The organism is Acidaminococcus fermentans DSM 20731 (assembly GCF_000025305.1).
Taxonomy (GTDB): Bacteria; Bacillota; Negativicutes; order Acidaminococcales; family Acidaminococcaceae; genus Acidaminococcus; species Acidaminococcus fermentans.
The window spans coordinates 1,948,075-1,969,564 of the sequence record NC_013740.1; the positions used below are offsets into that span (position 1 = coordinate 1,948,075).

The 21,490-nt window shown below is 47.3% G+C and carries 14 protein-coding genes and 1 pseudogene; 1 reads left to right on the forward strand and 14 read right to left on the reverse strand.

Annotated elements, in window-relative coordinates:
- The first annotated feature begins 71 nt into the window (after positions 1 to 71).
- Positions 72 to 971, forward strand: coding sequence for a LysR family transcriptional regulator (locus ACFER_RS09005; protein ID WP_012939105.1), 900 nt, complete (start codon positions 72 to 74; stop codon positions 969 to 971).
- 38 nt (positions 972 to 1,009) lie between these two features.
- On the opposite strand, the gene ACFER_RS09010 is transcribed toward ACFER_RS09005, so the two are convergent.
- From ACFER_RS09010 to ACFER_RS09080, 14 genes and pseudogenes are all read right to left on the reverse strand, one after another.
- A complete protein-coding gene (locus ACFER_RS09010; RefSeq protein WP_012939106.1) occupies positions 1,010 to 1,519 on the reverse strand; it encodes a hypothetical protein in 510 nt (169 codons plus the stop codon).
- A 21-nt stretch (positions 1,520 to 1,540) separates the two neighbouring features.
- A complete protein-coding gene (locus ACFER_RS09015; RefSeq protein ID WP_012939107.1) occupies positions 1,541 to 2,986 on the reverse strand; it encodes a hemagglutinin repeat-containing protein in 1,446 nt (481 codons plus the stop codon).
- Positions 2,987 to 4,140: 1,154 nt separating this feature from the next.
- Positions 4,141 to 5,163, reverse strand: coding sequence for a hypothetical protein (locus ACFER_RS09020; protein WP_012939108.1), 1,023 nt, complete (start codon positions 5,161 to 5,163; stop codon positions 4,141 to 4,143).
- Positions 5,160 to 6,878: a hemagglutinin repeat-containing protein gene (locus tag ACFER_RS09025; RefSeq protein WP_012939109.1), complete on the reverse strand. Its 1,719-nt coding sequence runs from the start codon at positions 6,876 to 6,878 to the stop codon at positions 5,160 to 5,162. Before ACFER_RS09025 ends, ACFER_RS09020 begins: the two co-directional genes overlap by 4 nt.
- Positions 6,879 to 6,953: 75 nt before the next feature.
- Positions 6,954 to 7,322 carry a hypothetical protein gene (locus ACFER_RS09035; protein ID WP_041666247.1) on the reverse strand — a complete coding sequence of 123 codons (369 nt, stop codon included), beginning with the start codon at positions 7,320 to 7,322 and terminating at the stop codon, positions 6,954 to 6,956.
- An 11-nt stretch (positions 7,323 to 7,333) separates the two neighbouring features.
- Positions 7,334 to 9,235, reverse strand: coding sequence for a hemagglutinin repeat-containing protein (locus ACFER_RS09040; protein WP_081443281.1), 1,902 nt, complete (start codon positions 9,233 to 9,235; stop codon positions 7,334 to 7,336).
- Between the two features lie 110 nt (positions 9,236 to 9,345).
- Entirely contained in the window at positions 9,346 to 9,819 is a 474-nt protein-coding gene (locus ACFER_RS09050) for a hypothetical protein (protein WP_012939110.1), read from the reverse strand.
- 2 nt (positions 9,820 to 9,821) lie between these two features.
- On the reverse strand, positions 9,822 to 10,979 hold the full coding sequence (locus ACFER_RS09055; protein WP_244830035.1) for a hypothetical protein: 1,158 nt from the start codon (positions 10,977 to 10,979) through the stop codon (positions 9,822 to 9,824).
- A gap of 168 nt (positions 10,980 to 11,147) precedes the next feature.
- A pseudogene (locus tag ACFER_RS12020) lies at positions 11,148 to 11,444 on the reverse strand (hemagglutinin repeat-containing protein); the annotation flags it as partial.
- 163 nt (positions 11,445 to 11,607) lie between these two features.
- Complete coding sequence (gene istB, locus ACFER_RS09060; RefSeq protein WP_012939112.1) at positions 11,608 to 12,363, reverse strand: IS21-like element helper ATPase IstB; 756 nt, start codon at positions 12,361 to 12,363, stop codon at positions 11,608 to 11,610.
- The gene (gene istA, locus ACFER_RS09065; protein ID WP_012939113.1) at positions 12,345 to 13,775 is read right to left on the reverse strand and encodes an IS21 family transposase; all 1,431 of its coding nucleotides are present in this window, start codon (positions 13,773 to 13,775) and stop codon (positions 12,345 to 12,347) included. Before istA ends, istB begins: the two co-directional genes overlap by 19 nt.
- Before the next feature lie 96 nt (positions 13,776 to 13,871).
- Positions 13,872 to 14,246: a hypothetical protein gene (locus ACFER_RS09070; protein WP_041666253.1), complete on the reverse strand. Its 375-nt coding sequence runs from the start codon at positions 14,244 to 14,246 to the stop codon at positions 13,872 to 13,874.
- Between the two features lies 1 nt (position 14,247).
- Complete coding sequence (locus ACFER_RS09075) at positions 14,248 to 18,924, reverse strand: hemagglutinin repeat-containing protein (RefSeq protein WP_012939114.1); 4,677 nt, start codon at positions 18,922 to 18,924, stop codon at positions 14,248 to 14,250.
- A gap of 25 nt (positions 18,925 to 18,949) precedes the next feature.
- Positions 18,950 to 21,478, reverse strand: coding sequence for a filamentous hemagglutinin N-terminal domain-containing protein (locus ACFER_RS09080; protein WP_012939115.1), 2,529 nt, complete (start codon positions 21,476 to 21,478; stop codon positions 18,950 to 18,952).
- Between the last annotated feature and the right edge of the window lie 12 nt (positions 21,479 to 21,490).

Genomic DNA, 21,490 nt, shown 5'->3' on the forward strand with positions numbered 1-21,490 from the left:
GTGAACTTTCTGTCATTCAGTCAGACTAACGGAAAGTTTGGCAAATCCAAAAGAATGAGGAGGGTCATCCCATGTCCATTACCCCGGAGCAGATCCGGTACTTCATCACCGCCTGCCATTACATGAATTTCACCAAAGCCGCCGAAGAACTGCACCTGACCCAGCCCGGGCTCAGCAAAGCCATCCGGGAACTGGAAAGCCAGTGCGGGGCCGCCCTGTGGGAGCGGCATCACAACTCCCTGGCCCTGACCCCTGCCGGCCGGGTCTTCCTGGAACAGGCCCGGAAGTTCCAGGACCAGTATGAACAACTGGAAGCCACCGCCCGGTCCCTGGGATCCGGGGAAGCCCTGCTGCGGATCGGCCTGGTGCCCATGTGCGGCAACACTATTTTTCCCGGTCTCCACCGTGCTCTCCAGGAAGCCTGGCCCCAGCTGCGGATCATCACCACCGAAGCCACCGGCCCCATCCTGTATTCCCTGCTGGACCAGCAGGAAATCGACCTGGCCCTGTGCGTCACCAACCATCTGCCGGAGGCTCCCTACCACTGCCGGGTTTTGAAGGACAGCCGTCTCATGCTGTTCGTCCACAAGGACCATCCCCTGGCCACCCGGTCTTCCGTGGACCTGAAAGACCTGGAGGACGAACCCCTGGTGCTGTTTACCGACCAGTTCGGCCAGACCCGGTACCTGCGCCGGCTGTTCGCCGCCTGCCAGGTCCACCCCCATGTTCTCCACCAGACCTCCCAGGTGTTCACCATCCTAGAATACATCCGTCACCAGGCGGCATTGGGCTTTTTGTCCGAAGAATTCGCCCAGGACGAAAAGAACCTGGTGGCCATCCCCGTGAACCAGATCGCCACTGGCCACGTGAATTTCGTCTGGAACCGGGATCCGAACCAGTTCCCGGCCCTGAAGCGGTTTTTGGCATTTGTGGAAGAGCGGTATGGAAAAAAGGATCTGTCGCACGCCTAGTCGGAAGTCGGAAGCCTGGAATTTTTCCCTTTAATAAACTATTTTGCCATCATATGATAATCATGAATAACTTTGTACAATTTTTCTACCTGATTCACACATACCAATTCATCATACAGTTCTCTCCATACAACAGACAACATAAAATGTCTTCCCCAAACATGAGAACGTTCAACAAAAAGAATATCGCCATAACCATCTGGATAGATAATTTTATCTAGGTGCTCCATTTTGGGGTATGTGATACTTTGCGGCCTCTGTTTATAAAAGATGAATACTCGTTGATTCGTTATTACATAAACAAGCCTTTTTCGAATATAAAGTTTATGAAGCAAATATCCCCCACATTCATAGAAGCCAATGAGCATCATTCCTAAAGCGGCTGTATAGTTAGTTCGAAAAACTGCACTTGCTACAAGTAGAGTATATATAAACAATTTAATGGGTATCAAATAAAATTCTCCTTCGGCCATCAGATGATGACATTTAGGTTTTCCCATCCAAATTATTTTTTCATTTTCATCTAATACTCTATAAAATTCAAACATTATTATTTTGAGCCCTCTTTCTTAACTTATATAATCATTTTTGTCATAATATTTATCTACAATTCCTTTCCCTAATGATACTCCTATTGAAATTGAAACACCCGCAGTACATAAGACATAGCCATCACTTCCGGGAGAAATACTACCAGATAAAGCAACTCCTCCGCTTATTGATGGTGCCAATCCTATAAGTGCATTATCAAATTCCGCCCAATCTGTTACCCAATAATCGATTTCAGGAGACCCCTCTTTTTTCTTATATATTCTTACTTCTGACACACCTAAATTTGCTGGAAGTACTGACACACCTATGCTAACTTGCTGTCCTTCAAACACTTTATCTTCTGTAGAAATAATTGTAATTCCCCGGGCATATCCTAGTGCACCAGCATCTGCTGTAAACATTTTTCCTACACAAGTCCCATCATCATCTTGGTAGACAGGTGCCTCTTTTACCATAGTTTTTATTCCTTGACCAATAATCGGCAATTGTTCCAACTCATTCCACTTCGTCCCCCCAAGGCTCACATTGCTCCCGATGCTGCTTTCTCCGGTCACTGCCCCCACGGCACTTCCCACAACGGCGCTGATGGCCTGGACCAGGTCCGGGTGCTTTTCCACCCAGGCTTTCCCTTTGGCGGCCAGAATACAGCCGTTTACATATTCTCCCACACCTCCGGCCAAAATTCCGGTTGCGATCTTTCCGCCTGCCAGGGAACTGAGCAGCCCTCCGAAAATGCTGTGGGCCAGGATCTTTTCATCACTGCCTTCCTGCCAGCCTTTCCGTGCGGCCAGTTCATGAATGGCCCGGTTTCCCACTTTGCTCAGTTCATTTACCAGTTCCTGCTTTTCTTGGACTTTCCCCTTGTCAAAGATGGTCGCCAGTTTCTGGAGACTGTTTTTCGTGTCCCGGTTCAGCTGTTTTACCGGCTGGACCTGTTTTTCTCCCTCCCGGATGATGATACTTCCGGCAGAGATACCGGCTTTTGTGGTGCTTTCTGCCCGTCCTTTGACAGTACTCACCACTTCAGGATAGAGTCCCCGTTCATTGAGTTTCCGCCGGTCTTCCTGTCCGGTCCGGGTAGTGGCAGAAAAAGCCACACCCTGTCCATCCGCTTTGTAGGACGCTCTGTTTTCCACATCTTCCCAGCTGAGGGTTCCCGTTTCCAGACGGTTCTTTTCTGCCGGGGCATCGCTGTGGATCACGGCTCCCTTCAAATGGGTATTGCCCCCTGCCTGGATCTGGAACCCCTGGTCTCCTGCATAGATCCCCGCCTGTTCCGTCACACTTTCGTAGTCGGAACGGAGGGTCTGTTTCTGGGCGCTGCCACTTCCGGAAACATGGCCTCCCCCGGCAGAGACGGAAATTCCCCCTCCTGTATTCCGGCTGTCATAGGTCTCCCGGTCCTGGAGACTTTCCAGGCGCAGATTTCCTCCAGTTTCCGCCTGTACCTGCCGGCCTTCCATCCGGCTGCCGTTCTCCCGGGTTTTCCAGCCTCTCCATCCGCTTTCTCTGTTCCTGTCTGGCCTGCTGTAGCTGTTCCTGCTGCAAAAATGGATTGGGCGCAACAAAAACAGGGCATGCCGTCCCCCACAGCACACCCACTGCCCCTATAATCCCGGTCCATTGTCTCCCCATGATCCACAACCCCCGTTGTTTGTTGATACTTTCTGGGTTCAGTATACCGTAAGGGGCTTTTTATGACAAGATTTTCATTTTTTTACAAAAATATTCATAAGGTGGTCAATCTCAGGGACCTGTGATACAATGAAAAAGAAGCTGTCCATTTGGTCAGCCCCGTTGTTAGAAGGTTTAAGAAAACCCGCCTATCGTTTGTGGCCGACGGCGGGTTTCCTTATGCTCTTTCTGTACCTCTCTTGCAATCCCCTGTAACTGTGTTATAATGAAAATATAAATGGTGCTGTCTGGTGACGGTCAGCCCCATAGCTTAGTTGAGAATTAACCGCCTAGCTTGGGAGCCTGGGGCGGTTAATTTCTTTTTTGCAAAAGAAGTACCAGGACGATTAACAAAAATAAAGTTAGATTTGTTTCGTTCATGGCCCTCACCCCATTTCTGGGGCAAGATTTGACCGCCTACCGTATAGACAACACCGTGTACAGTATAACATATCGGCATGAAATCCGGCAACGGAAGCCCATCCACAAAAATCCCCTGTCAAAGGGCCTTTTATCACAGCTTTTGACAGGGGATCCGGAGCAGGTGCAGCGTCTGGCACCTGCTTTTTCACAATCTATGGGAATTTCCTTGCCCAAGGGGGTGCAGCTTTTGCGCCCATGGTGCTCCCATGGGATTTTCAGGAGCCGGAAATCACGGCAAACCGTAGTTTTCCGTCGCCCCGACCAACTTGAAAAAGGACAGCCGTCACCTTCGGGTGGCGGCTTTTTTGGATTTTGTCGTTTGTCGTTGAGGAAGCCAGATGCCGTGCATCTGGCTTTGAACGTATTGGCCCCCTGGGCGGCCGGGACGGGCTCCCCTGCGGCAGTGGTGTCGGGAGAGCTTTCTCTGGCGGGCCGCCCGGAGTGCGGCCCCTACCTTTTGGATTCGAACAAGGCGGATCTGGCAGTATTTTTATTCTGGTGCGGGATGTATGTTACTTTTCTATTTCTCATTCATCAGCGCAGCTTTTCGATATTGTTCGAAAGTTTCTTTATCATAATCCATATCCTGCCATTGATTGGTCACCAAACTGATATTCTTCCGTACCAGTCTAGTATTTTTTGTTTTATAGTCATATATGAAAGGTACGAACGGAATCCGCAAATTATAATCCAATAAATTATTCCAGGAAAATTCCCAATCAAAGAAATCTTGACCGCCTTCTCCTCGAGGCATCATGGCCAACAGCAATCCATCTTTTTGGGAACCTAATACATCATAGGGCTGATATCCGAAAGTAAAGAGTTCCTTACCTGTCATATCGAGGACTACACTTTTTTCATTTTGCCAGTCATAGACCAAGAAACTCTCTCCTGTTTTATACCATCCTTTAAGCAGAAAAAAAGGAATGGAAAACAAAAATTCAATTTTTCCATCGTGAATGTAGATTACGTCATTTTTCTCATTGGTTCCAATAATACCATCTCGGTAATAGACCACTGGCGTATTATTCTGATAGGATAAAGGCCCTTTATGAGTCTGCAGTCCTGCATCTATTCGTTTTACTGAATTCGTTATTCTGTCAACTTCGAACACCTGCGATCCGTCAACTATGTAGAAATATTTTACATTGACATATAACTGCCCTCCCCAACTTTGGCGAGTGCTGTTATCAATAGCGACAGGTAATGTTTCATAGCCCTTATTGGAAAGTTTAACAACTGAATAAGGTGTGGATTTATCTTCTTTTTCATGTCCAATAGCCAAAAAGTAAATCCCATCTTTTGTTACAGCTGGTGTCAACAGATATTGTTTTTGTTTTTTTATATACGGCTGCAAATCAATCATAACTGCTTCTTTTATGTTGTTGGGATTTACCAACTCTAATGTATTGACTTTAGACACAACAATTGTTCCTGATAAAATATTGGTTAGCGAATATCGATAATAGGCATAACTTAAAACCTTTATACCTATACAAAATAATATCGCTATCAAAACAATTATCATGACTATTTTTTTCATTTTGGAACTTCTCCGTATCCCATCCATGCAACAAGTCCTTTTCCTTGGTAATGAATATAATCATATCGTAATAATGCTGCCAACGCATTGGGGGAATAAATTCCTTGCATTTGCTCTAAGGTGACCATAGCATTTTCGTTATAACTTGCGCTCTCCTGCAATTGTATAGCTTGTATTGAAGTCGTTACGCAGTTATTCGAAAACAATTTATAATCTTTACTACCATCTGAAGTCCGATAAAATTGTTTCTTATCAACATCTCTAAACATAGAAACATTTTCTAACTCGTCATAGGAATTTGTTATATTTTGATTGTATGCATCTACACTTGCTTGAGCATCTACAACATTATTATTTAAAATAAAAATCGTTTTGTCATCAGGATTAAAATAAAATCCTGTAATATATGTTCCAATTCCATTAGGGGCAGGATATCCCCCTATACTTTCTTCCACATCCATTCCGTATCTCCCATAATCTGCAGAACCATATGTTCCCTTCTCATCTTCAGCAATAAGTCCAATATGTCCTAGCCCACCAGCTTTAAAAACAATTCCAATTAAAATGGCATTTCGACCTTCTAAGAACAAATTATCTTTAATTGCTCCAATAGTAATTTCTCTTGCAATGCCACTTTCGCTATTTATAACCCCAACAACACTTCCCACTGCCATACTAATTTGTTGAACTAAATCCGGATTTTTTAAAACCCACTGTCTTCCTTTTATCTTGATTATCGACTTTACAACAAACTCATTAATTCCACCAGCCAATATTCCTGTAGATAATTTTCCACCAGCCATGGAACTCATTATTGCGCCAAAAATACCGTGTGCCAGTATTTTTTCATCACTTCCATCTTCCCATTTCTGTCGAACAGAATACAGATGGATTACTTGATTTCCCAATTTACTAACTTTACTTAAGAATTCCTGCTTTTCCTGGACTTTCTCCTTGTCAAAGATGGTCGCCAGTTTCTGGAGGCTGTTTTTCGTGTCCCGGTTCAGATGTTTTACCGGCTGGACCTGTTTTTCTCCCTCCCGGATGATAATGCTTCCGGCAGAGATACCGGCTTTTGTGGTGCTTTCTGCCCGTCCTTTGACGGTACTCACCACTTCAGGATAGAGTCCCCGTTCATTGAGTTTTCGGCGGTCTTCCTGTCCGGTCCGGGTGGTGGCAGAAAAAGCCACACCCTGGCCATCCGCTTTGTAGGACGCTTTGTTTTTCACATCTTCCCAGCTGAGGGTTCCCGTTTCCAGACGGTTCTTTTCTGCCGGGGCATCGCTGTGGATCACGGCTCCCTTCAAATGGGTATTGCCCCCTGCCTGGATCTGGAACCCCTGGTCTCCTGCATAGATCCCCGCCTGTTCCGTCACACTTTCGTAGTCAGAACGGAGAGTCTGTTTCTGGGCGCTGCCACTTCCGGAAACATGACCTCCTCCGGCAGAGACGGAAATTCCCCCTCCTGTATTCCGGCTGTCATAGGTTTCCCGGTCCTGGAGGCTTTCCAGGTGCAGATTCCTTCCGGTTTCCACCTGTACCTGCCGGCCTTCCATCCGGCTCCCGGTCAGGAGAGTGTCCTGGCCGCTTACGGTATGGAGCTGTTCCTGGGCCTTGACCGTACTTCCCTCATGGGTCAGACGGCTTTCTTTTTCATTTTCCCGGCCCTGGTTTCCATAAAGGTCATATCCGATCCCGGCAGAATTCTTCCCCACCCCCAGGGTCGCCAGTTTATAAAGACGATTACAATCTTCATCTTTTAAATTTTATCATGACAAATTCATACTACGTTACTCATTTATAAGCAAAATAACAAGTATAATTAAGCATAATGATGTTGTTAAGAAATCTTTGATTTTTTTCTTTCGTATTTCTGTTCCTTTTTCAGTATGAACAAAAATCCACTTTAAATACCCTACTAAAAACATGCCCATCGCTCCATATTTCCAAGCAATATAATAATACCTATATTTTCTAGCCAGCAGATAAAATTGATCTGGCGCTTCAAATAAAAGAACTACAATCAAATTTATCGATAAAAAGGCTAGAGATCCGATTTTCCATAATATCGGCTCCTCTTTTTTTTTCCATGTTACATAAAAAACTCCATATAAAAAGACACCCAAGAAAAAAAGTGCAATAATATCCATAATATCCATAATTTTGCATCCTATTCTTCCAAATCTATCAGAATAATCCCTATTGTACTTGGGATTGCCAAATATTTGCCAACTCCTCCCTCTGCTGCACTCTTATTAATTTTATAAGTTACTACAGCTTTGCCTAAGGTTATAGATGCTTTTTTCAATAACTCTTCAGTAGATGTGCTCTCATTATAATTTTGCACCAAGTTACCTGCAGCATCTAAAACAGCAACTGTTCGTAGTGAAAATATTTTGTTGGAAACAATGATATTTTCAGCCTCACCAATCACCTGATTCTCAAATACCTTAGTTAAATTCCTAAGCATATAAGATAGTTGTAAAAATTTTTTGGCTCTTAGCAAATTATTTTGCATACTGTCATTTTCATCTACAACAAATTCTATACCACTGTTATCGTATTTTGTCAGCTTATTTAATTCGTAAATGAGTCGCTCTTCCATCACCTCTTTTTCAGGATTAGGATCATCCATACTATTTTGTAGACTAATATCAACATATTTTTTTAGAATCTCATATTTTTCCGCGTTTGTTTCTGCATTCTCCATTTCATCAGCAAACGCTTCTTGTTCCATGTGATAAAGATGATTATACAGTTCAGTGCTAATAGTAGAAGACACGCCAGTTTCTGTATCACCACCTAGAATTTTACCAACAGTACCTCCAAGTACGCCAACAGCAAGCAAGCGAACTGACGGGTCTTTGATTTTCTTCATACTGTGTTGCATATATTCCAAAAAAGCAGTACTTCCGGCTCCTGCTATAAAATTGCCATTCAAAGCATAGGAAGTTATCCCATCAAAAAAGGTATTCAGGATTTTTTTCGTGTTCTTAGGAACTCTGCCGGCAAGACTCCCAATATATGAATGGGCTATTCTTTGAAATACTTGTGCTGTTTCTTGTTTTTCCTGTATTCTTTCTTTATCAAATATTTTTTCCAATCTTGCTGCCGTATCTTCCAGATTCCTATTTAAATCTATCAGGTCTTTTGACTTGGCAGAGTCTTTTAGCAGAATGGTTCCTGGTGCAATTCCAGATTTTGTTCTACTGTGTTTTTCGTCTTTAACCTCTGGACTAAATTGAGAATTCAAAGGGGATATCTTTATGTTCGTGCTTTTTTTCACTTCAACCCCAATTCCCATTCCAATTTGACTACCCTTGTACGCCGCTTTGTTTTCCACATCTTCCCAGCTGAGGGTTCCCGTTTCCAGACGGTTCTTTTCTGCCGGGGCATCGCTGTGGATCACGGCTCCCTTCAAATGGGTATTGCCCCCTGCCTGGATCTGGAACCCCTGGTCTCCTGCATAGATCCCCGCCTGTTCCGTCACACTTTCGTAATCGGAACGAAGGATCTGTTTCTGGGCGCTGCCACTTCCGGAAACATGGCCTCCTCCGGCAGAGACGGAAATTCCCCCTCCGGTATTCCGGCTGGCATAGGTTTCCCGGTCCTGGAGGCTTTCCAGACGCAGATTCCTTCCGGCTTCCACCTGTACCTGCCGTCCTTCCATCCGGCTCCCGGTCAGGAGAGTGTCCCGGCCGCTGACGGTATGGAGCTGTTCCTGGGCCTTTACTGTACTTCCCTCATAGGTCATGCGGCTTTCTTTTTCGTTCTCCCGGCCCTGGTTTCCGTAAAGGTCATATCCGATCCCGGCATGGTTCTTCCCCACGCCCAGAGTCACACCGGCTCCGGCACTTCTGGTGCTGGAGCTGGTTTCTCTTTCCAGGGTATTTTCTGCCGCTTCCAGGGTAAGGTCTCTGCCGGCTTCCAGGCGGACGTTCTTTCCGGAGAGGGAGGAACCTTTCAGTGCCAGGTTTTCCTCTGCCCCGACGGATACGTTTTCCTTCCCGGCAATCCGGCTTCCTTTGGCACTGCGGACTTCCGCCTCGCTCCGGCTGATCAGAAAGAAAATATTATCGTCATTATTGCTTCATTTGTCCTTTCTGATTCCCATTGGCGCTTCCTAAAACAGTGTTGGAGACCCGGATTCCAAATTTGAACAGTTTAGCTCACTGGTTTCTGCTACATTTCGAATATATATCTACATATTATTTTTTCCCCATCTTTTATAATCTTATTCAAAATATGCATTTCATTATCATTGAATTTCGGAATATAAGGTCCCACATCTTTTTTCTTAAATAAATTACAACCATGAAATAATTTATAATATATTCTATTTACAACAGGACTTTTTCTATTTCCAAGGAAATTTATTCCTAATGTCTTAGTAATATCAGCTGTTAAATTCCAAAAATCCAATACATTTCCTAAGTTATTATTAATAACTTTTATTTTTTCAAATTTACATATATATTTATTATTTATATCCAAATTTATATTTTTAGAACATGCATAACTCAGTGCTTCTCTTTCACTTTTAAAAGTCACAATTTTACGATTAATATCACAGTATATTCTGTCTGTACGATTTGTCATCCAAATGCAATATTTTACTATATTATTGGAACTAAATCCAAGAAGATAGTACTCCATATTTATGATTCCTTTCGATCCCCATATTTTCTAACTTTATTATATTCACTGCCCGGCCCTTTAGGATAATTATTTTCACCATAATGTCCATCTAGAGCTCTTTTAGCAAAGTCATTACCAGATTCATTTTCTCTCTTTTGATATCCTTCATTTATAACCCATGAAGGTATATCATCGGCCGCATTTTTATGTGACTGTCGTGTTTTTTTAGCAAAAGTTACTAAATCTTCAGGCAACAAATTTTCATTTGCAATAATTGTCTCAGCCATTTCATCCGTAAAGTCATCGTACATTTCAACAAGTTCACTAGTATTTGAATCAATAACTCCAATTACATTTCCAACAGCATCAACAATTTGCTTTCTTCCTTCTTCAACCTGAATTAATGTCAGCCCAACTATTAACAAACTTGTATCGTCATAAACATTATTGATTGATTCATCATTCCACTTTGTCTCCCCAAGGCTCACATTGCTCCCGATGCTGCTTTCTCCGGTCACTGCCCCCACAGCACTTCCTACCGCGGCGCTGATGGCCTGGACCAGGTCCGGGTGCTTTTCCACCCATGCTTTCCCTTTGGCGTCCAGAATACGGCCGTTTACGTATTCTCCCACACCTCCGGCCAGGGATCCGGTTGCGATCTTTCCGCCTGCCAGGGAGCTGAGCAGCCCTCCGAAAATGCTGTGGGCCAGGATCTTTTCATCACTGCCTTCCTGCCAACCTTTCCGTGCAGCCAGTTCATGGATGGCCCGGTTCCCCACTTTGCTCAGTTCGTTCACCAGTTCCTGCTTTTCCTGGACTTTCTCCTTGTCAAAGATGGTCGCCAGTTTCTGGAGGCTGTTTTTCGTGTCCCGGTTCAGCTGTTTTACCGGCTGGATCTGTTTTTCTCCCTCCCGGACGATGATGCTTCCGGCAGAGATACCGGCTTTTGTGGTGCTTTCTGCCCGTCCTTTGACAGTGCTCACCACTTCAGGATAGAGTCCCCGTTCATTGAGTTTCCGCCGGTCTTCCTGTCCGGTCCGGGTAGTGGCAGAAAAGGCCACACCCTGTCCATCTGCTTTGTAGGACGCCTTGTTTTCTACATCTTCCCAGCTGAGGGTTCCCGTTTCCAGACGGTTCTTTTCTGCCGGGGCATCGCTGTGGATCACAGCTCCCTTCAAGTGGGTATGGCTCCCTGCCTGGATCTGGAACCCCTGGTCTCCTGCATAGATCCCCGCCTGTTCCGTCACACTTTCGTAATCGGAACGAAGGATCTGTTTCTGGGCGCTGCCACTTCCGGAAACATGGCCTCCTCCGGCAGAGACGGAAATTCCCCCTCCGGTATTCCGGCTGGCATAGGTTTCCCGGTCCTGGAGGCTTTCCAGACGCAGATTCCTTCCGGCTTCCACCTGTACCTGCCGTCCTTCCATCCGGCTCCCGGTCAGGAGAGTGTCCCGGCCGCTGACGGTATGGAGCTGTTCCTGGGCCTTTACTGTACTTCCCTCATAGGTCATGCGGCTTTCTTTTTCGTTCTCCCGGCCCTGGTTTCCGTAAAGGTCATACCCGATGCCGGCATGGTTCTTCCCCACGCCCACAGTTACACCGGCTCCGGCACTTCTGGTACTGGTGTCAGCGTCGGATTTAATTAGCTAAGGGGTGTATTAGCCCGATGATAACACATAATGGGATATTTTCATTCTGGAAAAAGATTGTGAATGTCAACCAAAAAGTGAGCCACTTGCTCACGAATTTTTGAGCCACTCATGCTCATGAAAAAGTGAGCCATCTGCTCACAAATTTTTGAGCCACTTAAGCATTCGTCATCTTCCGTTTGCTGCTGTGCAAACGGTAAGACTGTCCATTCATATTTAAAACACTGGAGTGGTAGGTGAGCCGATCGACCAATGCGGCAACCAGCGTCTCGCTGGCAAACATCTCCGTCCATTTGGAAAACTCCAGGTTTGTCGTAATCACTGTACTGGCTCTTTCACTCCTTTCGGCAATCACTTTGAACAACATTTCAGATTCTTCCTGGCTGAATCTTGCATAACTTAATTCATCTATGAGCAGCAGGTCTGCTCCGCTCAAAGTTTTTTCCATCTTGCGCAACTGGTAATCATCATGGGCTTCACATAGCTCAGTTGCCAGCGTTGTGGCATTGCAGAAAATGACCTTCCAGCCCAGCAGACAGGCTTTCACTCCAAGGGCTGTCATCAGATGTGTTTTCCCCGTCCCCGGATTACCGATCATCACCAGGTTCTCATGCCTCTTTATGAAATCGCAGCTTGCCAGCTGCTTCACATATTCAGGCCGAACATGTTCCAGCCTTGTGAGATCAAACTCTTCCAGGGTCTTGAGCATGGGAAAGTGCGCTCTCTTCAGCCTGCGTTGCTGCTGTTTTTCCTGACGGGATGCATATTCCCGCTTCATCAACCCGAGCACGAATTCTTCCAGGCTTTGTCCGGGGCGGAATTTTTCCGCTGGTTCACCGACGTCTTTGAAAGTGGGAAGTTTAAGCTGTTTCGCATAGAAACGGAGTGCTTCCTTTACACCTGCGTCCTGCACATAGTGCCTCCTTCCTGTAAAAGCTGGTCATACATTGAAAGATCTGTCTGCTGCACTTTTACCGGGTCGGTAAGGATATGCGCTTTCCTGTCGGAAACCATAAATTGCTCTTTGTGCTCCCAAAAAGCGTTCTCTCCGTCGGCAGCACATAGCCGCAGAATCTCAACCAGCTGTTCGCTGCTGAATGCATTGGTCTCCAGGAACTGTAGCAGGGCAGCACTGAGGTTCTGCCGTACCGGTTTTGCTTCCAGGATGCTGCGCGGCTTGTATTCCAGCAACGGCAGATAATGCGCAAGTTTCAGAATCTGCTGGTTTTGCCCATAGTTTCTGGCGTGTTCAGCAATCAGTTCCCCCTTGGCAAAGATCCGAATCTGTTCAGCATAGGCTCGCACCGTGACCTCCTGTCCCACATATTTCACGGGCACAGAATAATCGTTAGCGACGAATCGGACAACAGAAAAGGGTGTTACTCGGCAGACTGCTGCTCTGCTTGCATCAAAAGGGCTGCCCGGCAGTGGGCAGAGACGTTTCTGGTCTTCCAGGAGCAGATCCTTTACAGGGTTCTCCCGTCCAGGGATTTTATGCGTATTCGCATACACCTTGCATTTATCCAGCAGGAGTCTGTTCAATTCGTCCAGCGCATCTACTCTGGGTACAGGGACAAAGACATTCCGGCGGACCCAGCCTACGAGATTCTCCACCAGTCCTTTTTCATTTCCACTCCGGACATTGCAGAAAACGGTATGGAAGCAATAATGGGCTGCAAATGCTTCATACTTTTCCTGGGCAATGGCTTCTTTGCCACCTTTTTCCTTAACGGCTACCCGGTCATTGTCAAAAATGACCTTAGCAGGGACGCCCCCAAAGAATTCCAGAGCTTTTCTCAATGCTTCAAGTAAAGCTTCCGTATTCTTCCTGCGGAAACAGACCACGAAAGGAGCACAGCTGTAGCAAAGGCGGGCACAAAAGAAATTGACTTTAGTACGCACTCCTTTGAGGTAAACCACAGCTTCACCCCAATCAATCTGCATCGCATCACCTGGAAGGTGAGCCAAAGGGACGAAGGCTTCCTGAAGATTGCCACGTAACAGATGAACGCAGCGCCGGACTGTGCTTGCACCTCCTGTAAATCCAGTTCCTTCTACCAGGCGGTCATAAATCCGCTTGGCTGTGTGGTGCTGCTTCTTATTGGGTTCTTTCGCATCTTCATCCAGACAGCTCTGGATGAATCGAGTCACCTCCTCTGTAATCACTGCAGATGTCCGATGATATTCGCAGCGGATGCCCGGGAGTGCATTTCCTTTGCAATACTTGGCCACAGTATTACGGGAGATATGCATTTCTCTGGCAATCTGGCGGATAGATTTTCCATCGCGAATGTACATCTGGCGAATTTGACCATAATCTTTCATAGTGATGACCATCCTAACATCAATCCCCTTAGAATCAAATTACTGACTCTAGTATAGGGGAACTTGTTTCAGAGTGGCTCACTTTTATATTAGCATTCACAAAAGATAAACAATTATATACAACGTCCATATTAAAATATTAATAAAAGCACTATATCGATACCCATTTTTAAAAGCTTCATATTTTTTTAAATTTAATATTTCTTTATTCTCTTCAATAACTTTTAATCCTTTAAAAACTAGTAGGTAGCTCAATCCCCAAAAACACCAAGGATTATAGTAGAATAACATCCTTTTTAAGCAGAAATTTACTACGAGCATGGCTAAAAAATAAATTTGCATGAGGGTTCCTAGGATTAATATAAAAACACCATTATCATTTTTTCTCTTACTACGCAAACTTTCATATGTCGTTTTCATCACAATGCCGCCAAGTACAAACACTGCACAAGTTAGAAACAAAGCATTCATTTCACTCCTCCAAATTAAATATATTTTTCTTAAGATAATAACTAATGTAGTCTCCTAAACTTGCCCCCATACTTTGTGCTAAGGTTTTTCCAATAAATATCATCAATACTGGTTTGTTATAATTAAGTCCAGCATTCCAATTTATTGTTTTGATTAAGTTTACTCCTAATACATCACCTAAAGCAGAACCAGCAGTATCACTAATAACGGCTATCCCTAATTTTTTCCCCTCATAATTTTTGCTTTCTTCCACAATCGAAATTACAAAAGATGCTTTTCCTGCTAACCCAGCCGGTATTTTACCATAAAAGCCATTATTTAATTCAATACTTTGATCAATAGAACTAATAGCTAAATTAATATTAAGTGCATTTCTTAAATCAAACCATTTTTCCGCTTCATTTAAAGATGTTGTATCAATAATCGTTTTATTATAAAAAGTTGAACTTAATAAATCTATAGAGTATTCATTTAGTTTATTCATCCATCCAGTTTGAGGCCCTATTTTCGTGTTTATGATATTCCATAATTCCGGATTATCGTAATTGTATTCCACACCAAACCCCTTAGCATACTGAGCCAACGCATAGCTCAGACCTTGGTCAGTATTGATACCTTGTGCATTGAAAAAATCTTCCAAAGAAGAATAATTGATAATCTGAGAAGAAATGATTGGATTTCCGCCTTCTTTTAGTTCTGTACTGATATAATCCGTGTTCAGGCCATCATTGTAATACAAGTCCTTAGCACAATAATATTTTAATTTCTGGACAAACTCTTCTTGCGTCAATTCACCATTTTCATATTTTTCGATATCACGTAAAAGATATTGCTGGTCCTCATGTGGCAGGAAATTGTACCTTGTCCCGCTTCCTGCAGACGCTGTTCCCATTCTCCAGTCTCCGCCGACCAATTTTGCTGCCGTGCCGCCAATTACCATACTTGCCCATTGTTGCAGCTGCGGGTTCGTTCCAGTCCATTTAGCCATTTCTTTTTGCATCAGTTCATTAACTGCAGCTGCACCCCCTCCAACTATAAATTGATTTCCTGTCAATTTTCCCATGATTCCACCAATCATTGCATGGAGAGTCGTTTTTTCGATTCCTCCCTCTTTCCATCCATTTTTTAGGCCTATATCCCCAATCGTGCGAAAAGCCAAAGCTCCAAAGGCTCCCGCCAATTCTTTCCGTTCCCTGATTTTTTGTTTATCAAATATCTCTCCCAGCTTTTGGAGTGCCTGTTGGGTATTACGGTTCAATTTATCCAATTCTTGCTTTTGTTCTTCGGAATTTCGAATTGTCATATTTCCTTGCGCTATTCCTGACAAAGTTTCACTGCTTTTTCTACCTTTCACGGGAGTATCCTGGATTGGTGCAATACCGCCATAATAAGTGGTTCCATTTTTCCCACGGATTCCGCTGATTCCGCTTTGCATACCCTCACTGTTTATAGAATATGCGGCTTCATTCCTCAAGTCTTCATATCGCAGGGTTCCTGTAGACAGAGTATTTTTTGCTGTTTCTGCCTGGCTGCTTATGACAGCGCCTTTTAAACCTGTTTCTTTCCCTACTTCCAGGGCAAAACCGTTTTGGCCGGCATAAATCCCGGTCTGTTCTTTCACGCTCCGGTACCGGCTTTCTGTGTTTTCTCGCGACAGGCTTCCCATGCCGCTGAGCGTACCAGCTCCCAAACCATAATCGGCGGAGAAGCCGGCAGACTTCCGTTTTTCCTGATACGTATGAGTATCCTGCAAACTATCCAGCTGCAGATTTCCGCTTACCTGGCCGTTTACGCTTTCCCCAGAAAGGGTGCCTCCCGCTATATGGATATCTTTTCCAGTAGTAAAAGTAAGTTTTCGGTCTGCTTGTACAGCAGCATTTGTATAATAACTTTTTTCTTCCTGGCTTGTTCCCTTCACCATGCCGCCTTCTGCCGAGATTCCCACCAGACCGGTCCTTCCCATGGAAATTCCCACGTTTCCGCCTTTTGCGCTTTCCTTTTCCTGAATCGTTTCCTGATTCTTCCCGGCCTGCAGGAAGATATTTTCTCCAGCTGACAATTCCACGTTCTGTCCGGAAACCTGGCTTCCTTTCAGCAGGATATCCTTGCCATCTGCCTTCAGGGTTACGTTGCCTCCCGCCTGCACCTGGCTGCCACTGGCACGCGTTCCATTGATTTCCACCGCATGGGAGCTATGCTGGGTTCCCATGCCCAAGTTCAGGGTCACTGCCGTTTTCCCCACAAAAGGCAGCTTTTCTTTAGCCGCTTTCATCTTATCAAAGGCTTCACTGGCTTGCTTCCCTTTGCCAAAGATATTGGCATAGCGATACTCCTGGGCTGCTTTTTGTGCTGTATCCCAGCTTTTCTGGATGTCACCCAGCCCTTTGGCTGTACTGAGGGCGGCCTCCGTACCATATAAAGCAGCCAGTCGGCCATCCCGCACTGTACCGGCTCTTTGCGCCAGAGTTGATACTGTACCCGCAGCATCCATATAATCTCCACCCAGCGATGCCGTGAGACCGGTCCGCCGATATTCCTGTTTTTCCTGATAGTGATAGGTGTCTTCCGCATTTTCAACCTGGATTTCTTTCCCGGAGAGGGTAATATCCTTACTGGCCAATATGCTGCTTCCCCATGTCTGCAGGCGATTTCCCGCCTCCAAATTCACATTTCCCCCGAGGCTTCCCAGCGTGCTCCCCACCTGGGTATGGGTTTCCTGCTGCACCTGCCCGCTTTTCTTTTCGCTGCCGATCAGGATGCCCATTCCGGCTCCCATGAGACCTTTTCTCTTTGTCTTCTGATAGACTCCAGAGATATCTTTCTGGTCCACCGTATCCAGACTCAAATCACCACCTGCCTGCAGGCGGATATCTCCATCTGCGGCCATAGAAGTTCCTCTCAGGGTAAAATCGTTTCCTGCTTTGGCCATGAGACTTTTCCCGCTGAGGGCTCTGCCCAGGATGACTTCGTGCTGTTCATCGCTCCGCGTTTCCGTACTGCTGCGGCTTACAAGGCTCCGTTCTCTGTGGCTCAGGGCATACTGGTCCCCGGCGTAGGCTTTCCCTGCTTCCAGGGTCAGATTACCGCCAGCCTGCAGCTCCACTTCTCCCTGGGTACTGGAAATCTGGGCAGCTTTCAGCGTCATATCGTCCCCGGCTTCCAGCCGGACATCCCCTGCTGCTTTCATAGTCGTCCCCATTTCGGTTCTTCTCTGGGTACGCAGGTAATTTTTGCTGTCCAGGGTCATATCCTTATCGGACGAAAGCTGCAGAGTTCCCAATTGTAAAGAACTCCCTGCTTTGAGGATGGTCTTTCCCTGCTCTCCCAGGTTCTGCAATACAGCGCCGGATACTGTCAGGTCTTTTCCAGACTGCAGCAGCAGTACTCCAGCTTTCCCGGTGACCGCGATTCCTGCCACCTGGTCCACCACATCCTGATGGGCCAGTCGATTTTCCGTGCTCCGGATGTGCAGTTCATCATCTGCCAGGAGTTTTACCTGTGCGTTGCCCCGGATTTCTCCGGTAGATTCCAGATTGCCCCGGGTATGGGCAAACAGGCTGTCTCCCTGGAGAATACCCAGGTTCTTCAGGCTCCCGGCTTCAAGGATCACTTCTTTCCCCTGCAGAGTCCCTTCGTTGGCAATGGCCACCTTGGTCTCCACCCATAGTTTTTTCCCGCTGACCAGGCTCCCATCTGCTTTCAGTTCCAGTTCCCGGTTGGGCCGCAGATAGACCCGGGGAATCAATACTTCATAGGGTTTTCCTTCGTAGGTGATGGTCCGATTTTCCAGCCACACCATATCGCTGGTCAGCTGGGCCATTTGTTCTTCGCTCAGGACGATGCCGGGTTGCAGCCCTGTCTTTTGGGCATAGAGGACCCCGGCATCCATCAGGGCCCGAAATTCACTTTCTTCATCGCTGTACCCTTCCAGGTACCGGTTCCCGGTCCGGTCCAGGATCTGCTGGCGGACCAGCATCCCTTCATAGAACCCGTCGCCCAGCCGTTTGGGCACTTTGTCCGGGTCCCACTGGAGCTTTTGGAAGAAATAGTCAGAGGAAAGGAACTGCTTCCTGCTGGTGAACTTCGGATCCGTTTCCATCAGGTACCGGGCCGTGCTTTCCGGATGGACCTGGTACAAAGAACCGGTCAGCAGATTCTGCCACTGTTCTTTTCCCTGGGCTGCCTGGGCAAAGGAAACCCCAAATGGATCCAGGAAATGGCTGACGGCCTGCCGTTGGCTCTGGCTGATTTCTGTTTTTTCCGGAGCCTGGCCGCTGCCATCCAGCACCTGAGAGATTCCCAAAGAAGCCGGCGCCCCCTGTTCCACCTGGGGCGTCATGAATACCCGGGACTTGTACCCTCTCCGTCGGGATTTGTGGGGCCAGCCCCGTTTGTATGTATAACTGCCCTGGGTGGTACCAAAAGTGACGGTGTACGTCTGGTTCTCTTTGGCCAGATTGTCCAGTTTTCCCTTTATATGGAGGGTCCCTCCGGAAGCAAGCTGGCTATTCTCATTGGTCACATTCCCCTGGATTTCCAGGTTTTCCCCGCTGGCAATGACTCCGGGACGGCTTTCTGTCACTTCCCGGTGGCTGGTTTGGGATTTTGTGCGTACGAAAGTCAGGTTGTGGATTTTCTGACTTTCCACCACCCCGATGGAGGCATTATGGTTTCGCACCTGGGCATTCCAGGCATCGATTTTTTCATTGAGGGTATCCAGGATCTTCTGGTATTCCTGATCCCATTGGGACTGGGCGGGGTGTTGTCATGGACGCAACGCCCATCTCCTGGAAAATGGGGTCATCATAGGCGTAGTTGGGAGCACGGGTCCCCACCAGATCAGCCGGGATGGGGGCTTCTCCATTTTCCAGCTCTTCCCGGGTCCGCTGCTGGATGATGCCATAGCCGGCCCGTTCTTTTTCTTCCTGGTAGCTGCCATGATGGTAGGCTCCATAGCCGCTGCCCAGATTGCTGAATTCGCTTTTATCAAAGGTCTGTCCCTGTTCCGGGTGTCCGGCCTGATCGATCCGAATCCGTTCCGGATTATCCGTAAGATTCCCCACCACCCGTTTCACAGAGAAAAGGTCATTTTCGTTCCGGATAGATCCGGCCGTGAGGGTCATATGCCCCTGGCTTTCCACCCGGCCGCCCTGATTGAGGATTTCCCCGGAAGCGGCCAGTTCCATGGTACCGCCGCTGTACAGCAGGCTGTCCCTGCTGTTCTGGATGGTTTCCGCAGAAATGGACAGCTTTTCCCGGGCTGCCAGAGTGCCGGGAGCTATTTTGTCCAGTTCCTGTTTTTCTTCATCCACCTGTTGTTTCCGGCGGTCATATTCCCGGCTGGCCTCCCGGATCCTGTTTTCATAGGCCTGGACTTCTTCTTCCGAATGGAAAGCCGTCACATCAGTCCGGACAGTTTGTTCCAGGATGGCTTCCTGCTCTTTAAGCCGTTCCACCCTTTCTGCCAGTGCCTTCTCTCTGGCTTCATCCCGGCGGTTGATGACCTGGTGGGCCTGGAGGGAAAGATTGTCTCCGTAAATCCGCCCGCCGGCTTCATTCACAATCTGTTTTCCCTTCAGACTGGCCTTCTGGTCCGCTGTCACAAGGCCCGTATTGTGGAGGACCTCTCCCTCAATATCCACATTCTTCCCGCTGATTTCCGCGCTGTTTTCCACCTGTTTTGGGGCGTGGAGAACCAGGGTGCCGCCGCTTTCCATTTTTTTCCGGTTGCGCACGCTGCCCTGGGACGCAAGGAGGGCATCTCCTCCCGCCTGGATATTTCCGTATTTTTCTTCACTATTCTCATTGGTCAGGTCCTGCTTAAGGGCAACGGTCACAGTTCCGCCGCTGGTAATATTTCCCTCAAGGGGCATGACTTCCGCCTGCATCGTGACGGTTTTCTCTCCATGGAGAAAAGCCCGGCGGATGTCTGTGTTCCCGGCCGTTACAGAAACATTGTTCCCCCCATACAGGTAACTGTCCTGGAGCCGGACTTCTTCTGCCTTCAACTCCACGTTCCCGCCGGCGTTCACCTGTCCCTTTTCTCCCTGGTACCGGTTGGCCTGGATGGAGATGTTCCCCGGCTCTTTCACCTTCTTTTCCTTATCCAGACCGGCACTGAGGTTCCCGGCCTGGCAGATGGTTTCCCCTTGCATTTCCAGATGAGTCCCGGTCTGGATGGTCCCGGTATTCCGGATCTCCTGTCCGGCTGCCAGATAGCTGGTCTCTTTGCTTTCCAGGCTGCTGCTATTGACGATGTTCCGAGCAGCCTGCACTGTCAGGTTCTTTCCGGCAGAAATCCGTCCTGTATTCTCCAGTTTTTCCACCTGAAGGGTCACGTTACCTCCGCCGGCGGTTTCCTGTTTCACATGGAGATTACCGTTGACGTCCACCGTCAGGTTTCCAGTGGCCTGGATTTTCCCGGCCAGGTTCACCCCCAGTCCTTTTTCCGTTCCCACCAGATAAATGCTGTCTCCATACATGCCGCCCACAGCCGCCACGTCCAGGGCAAATTCCGGTGCTTCCTGGGAAGCAGCTGTTTCAAGAGGCTTTGCCTGAAGGGTATCTGCCGCTACCTGATTTTTCCCTGTGACCACCTGCAGCCTGTTGGCCCAGATCCCGGCGTTGATTTCAGCCGCCCGGGACAAAATGGCCAGGCTGTCCGTATCTTTTCCGCTCAGGCCTTTTCCTTCCACGGTGACAAGACCGCCGGATACCTGAAAACGATCCAGTTTTCCCTGGGCATCAAAGCCCGGTTTCCCAGTGGTCAAAAGGGCCCGGGCTGTATTGAGGAATCCGCCCCCGTTTACGGCGATCCCGTTTGGGTTGGCCAGAATCACATCCGCCCGCTGCCCGGCCACTTCCAGGTATCCGTTGAGACGGGACAGATTGCTTCCGGTCACTTCGTTCAGGATGATTCGGGCAGGTCCTTTGGCCAGGTTGGGATTTCCCTGTACATATCCGGCCAGCTGGGTCTTACTGAGGGTATAGGAATTGTTCAGGATAGCCCCTTTTTCCGGAACATTGAAATCCCTGTACTGGTTGTGGGAGAGTCCGTCTCTGGGCGGTGCAATCTGGACCAGAGGCAGTTTGTTCCCGGTTTCCAGCACCTGGGGATGGCGTCCGGAAGGAGCCTGGGGATCGACCTGTATCGGGGCTCCCAGAACTGGCTGCGACCAGGTCATCCCGGCCAGGATGCAGGCAATGATGGCTTGTGCTTTTTTCTTAGTCATAGGATAGTTCTT